Origin of the sequence: Nitratireductor sp. GCM10026969 (assembly GCF_042660605.1) — a bacterium.
In the GTDB taxonomy this organism is placed as follows: Bacteria; Pseudomonadota; Alphaproteobacteria; order Rhizobiales; family Rhizobiaceae; genus Chelativorans.
The window spans coordinates 1-2867 of record NZ_JBHSUM010000258.1; the positions used below are offsets into that span (position 1 = coordinate 1).

General features: G+C 66.7%; 3 protein-coding genes and 1 pseudogene. 2 read left to right on the forward strand and 2 right to left on the reverse strand.

Annotated elements, in window-relative coordinates; genetic code table 11:
* Positions 1 to 167 precede the first annotated feature (167 nt).
* Positions 168 to 728, reverse strand: coding sequence for a TIGR02281 family clan AA aspartic protease (locus ACFP9U_RS24510; protein ID WP_378625427.1), 561 nt, complete (start codon positions 726 to 728; stop codon positions 168 to 170).
* A gap of 97 nt (positions 729 to 825) precedes the next feature.
* Entirely contained in the window at positions 826 to 1455 is a 630-nt protein-coding gene (upp, locus tag ACFP9U_RS24515) for a uracil phosphoribosyltransferase (protein ID WP_322451145.1), read from the reverse strand.
* A gap of 251 nt (positions 1456 to 1706) precedes the next feature.
* Here upp and ACFP9U_RS24520 point away from each other — a divergent pair, with 251 nt between their 5' ends.
* Together ACFP9U_RS24520 and ACFP9U_RS24525 are read left to right on the forward strand one after the other, a co-directional pair.
* On the forward strand, positions 1707 to 2408 hold the full coding sequence (locus ACFP9U_RS24520; protein ID WP_378625430.1) for a CerR family C-terminal domain-containing protein: 702 nt from the start codon (positions 1707 to 1709) through the stop codon (positions 2406 to 2408).
* A pseudogene (locus ACFP9U_RS24525) lies at positions 2405 to 2867 on the forward strand (HlyD family secretion protein); the annotation flags it as partial. The gene ACFP9U_RS24520 and the pseudogene ACFP9U_RS24525, both read left to right, overlap by 4 nt.

The window sequence follows — 2867 nt, forward strand, 5'->3', positions numbered from 1 at the left end:
GGCGCGCGGGGAAGCGCTGGCGGTCGTCCATGCGCGCACGCGTGCTCAGGCGGAGGCGGCCGTCACTTCCGTGCGGGACGCCGTCACCATCGTGGCGGACAAGCCGCGCCGCCGTCCGACGGTCCTGCGCAAGGTCGCGTCCGACGGATGATATCGACGATAGGCGGTCACTGCTCCAGGAGCAGTTCCCCGTCTTCCATCTCGAAGCGGGCGAGGCGGCCGAGGAAGCTCATGCCGATCAGCGTACCGCGCAAAGCGGTATCCTCGAGCACGACGGCGGGAACCTCCCGCATCCGGATGTGGCCGATCTCGAGGCTGTCGATGACGGCGCGGGCGGCGGCGGCCGTTCCGTTGGCGGTCTCCACCCGGTAGCGGAAATCGGACGGCGAAAGCTGCAACCCGATCCGGCGGGCGGCGGCGGTGTTGAGGGCGACGAAGGTCGCGCCGGTGTCGACCAGGGCGTCCATCTGCCGGCCGTTCAGCCTGAACGTCGCCCGGTAGTGGCCGCGCTCGTCGGCAGGAATCCGTACCTTGCCGCCCGACAGGACCGCCGTCTTGCGGGGCGCTGATGGCGCGGCGGCAGCAGGTACAGCGTTCTCCTGGCGGGCCCGCTCGTCAAGCAGCCCGCGCAGCGCAGCCAGGACCGCGTCCTGATTCTGCTCGTAAATCAGGGGGATCGAGGCGAAAGCGCCCGCGACGAGCCCGAGAAGAACAAAGTTGCGCAGCATCGGTCGTTCCGTTTCCGATGCCAAATTGCCTGTGAAGCCTCACCGCGGCCTTAAGGCGGTCCCGATGCATCATGAAATGGTTAGCGAAAGGTGACGGTTATTTCGTGCCGTACATGCGGTCGCCAGCGTCCCCCAGCCCGGGCAGGATATAGCCGTTCTCGTCCAACCGCTCATCGATGGAGGCGGTGAAGACCGGCACGTCGGGATGGGCGGCGCAGAAACGCTCGATGCCTTCCGGCGCGGCGAGCAGGCACAGGAAGCGGAGATTCGTGGCGCCTTGGGACTTCAGCTTCTCGACGGCCGCAATGGCCGAATTGGCGGTCGCCAGCATGGGGTCGACGACGATGACGAGCCGATTTCCCAGGTCGCCCGGCGCCTTGAAGAAATATTCGACCGCCTCCAGCGTCTCGTGATCGCGGTAAAGACCGACATGGGCGACCCGGGCGGCGGGAACGAGGTCCAGCATCCCGTCGAGCAGCCCGTTGCCGGCGCGCAGGACGGAGGCGAAGACCAGCTTCTTGCCCTCCAGCGTCGGCGCCTGCATCGTGGCAAGCGGCGTCTCGATGGTGCGCGTGGTCAATTCCAGGTCGCGCGTAACCTCGTAGCACAGAAGCAGCGAGATCTCGCGCAACAGCGTCCTGAACCCCGCAGTCGAGGTTTCCTTGTCGCGCATGATCGTCAGCTTGTGCTGGACAAGAGGATGATCGACGACGGTGACCCCGTTCATAAGCTCTGCTCCGCGAAAATTGTCGCTCCGATAATAACGCCGGCGCGCCCGGCCGCATACCGCCTTCGGACGTCGGCCACAATATCTATCGGACCGGCACCTCGGAGAGCGGCCGCACCATTTTCGCGCCACGTCGTCGCGGACCGGCTTATCGGACATATGTGGACCGGTCCCCCCGGCGCCCGGGGCTTCTTCCTTCAGGAAAAACGACGCTCTTGCATTTAATCAATCGATTGATTAATACATGCTCCATGATCGAACGAACGCACCAGTCAGCACAAAAGGCAAGGGGCCGCCCCAGCGGCGCGGAGCGAACACGCGAAACCCTGGTTCGCGCCGGGCTCCGGCTGTTCGGACATAAGGGCTTCGAGGCCACGTCCACGCGCGAGATCGCCGCCGAGGCCGGTGCCAATATCGGCTCCATTGCCTACCATTTCGGCGGCAAGGAAGGACTGCGCAACGCCTGCGCGGACTATATCGTCGAGACGATCTCGGGCATCGCCCAAGTGGCTCTGGACGATGCGGCGGCGCCGGATGCCGGGCCGGCCTCGCCGGAAGCGGCGGCAACCGTGCTGCGGCAGGTGGTGGAGGCGATGGTGCGTTTCATCGTCCAGCGGCCGGAGGCGGAGGACGTGGCCCAGTTCGTCATGCGGGAGTTGTCCCAGCCGACGGCGGCACTCGACACGATCTACGCGGGCGTGTTCGAGCCGGTGCACAAGCGGCTCTGCGCGCTTTGGGAGGCGGCCACCGGTGAGCCGGCCGAAAGCGAGCGCACCAGGATCACCGTCTTCACGCTGATCGGCCAGGTCATCTATTTCCGTATCGCCCGCGAAGCGGTGCGCCGGCGCATGGAATGGCGCGACATCGGGCAGCGCGAAGCGGCTGCCATTGTCGAGGTCGCCCTCGGCAATCTTTCCACCATCATCAATGCGCGGAGGCGCGGGACGTCATGAGCATGCTTTGCGCCATTCCCTTCGCCGCCGCGCTTTTCGCCGCCTGCGCGACGCCGGAGCCCCTGGCGGTCGGCTATGTCGAAGGGGAATATGTGCTGCTCGCGCCGACCGAAACCGGCCAGGTGCGCTCCGTCACCACGCGTCGCGGCGCCCGCGTCAGCGAAGGCGAGACGGTGGCGATGATGGAAAGGACGGATGCACAGATCGCCGTCGCTCAGGCCGAGGCCGCGCTCGCCGAGGCGGAGGCCCAGCTTGCCAATCTGAAAGAGGGGAAGCGGCCGGAGGAGATCGCCGTCCTCGAAGCAGCCCTCGCCTCGGCCGAGGCGCAGGCGGCGGAAGCCGAGCGCGTGCTGGCACGCACGCAGGACCTCAACCAGCGCGGCATCGCCACCCAGGCAGAACTCGACAAGGCGCAAACCGATCTGACGCTGGCAGAGGCGCGGGTGGGCGAGGCGCAGG

Excerpts from the sequence above, each read along its gene's own strand:
- ACFP9U_RS24510 (WP_378625427.1), bottom strand. The coding sequence starts at position 728 with ATGCTGCGCAACTTTGTTCTTCTCGGGCTCGTCGCGGGCGCTTTCGCC.
- upp (WP_322451145.1), bottom strand. The coding sequence starts at position 1,455 with ATGAACGGGGTCACCGTCGTCGATCATCCTCTTGTCCAGCACAAGCTG.
- ACFP9U_RS24520 (WP_378625430.1), top strand. The coding sequence starts at position 1,707 with ATGATCGAACGAACGCACCAGTCAGCACAAAAGGCAAGGGGCCGCCCC.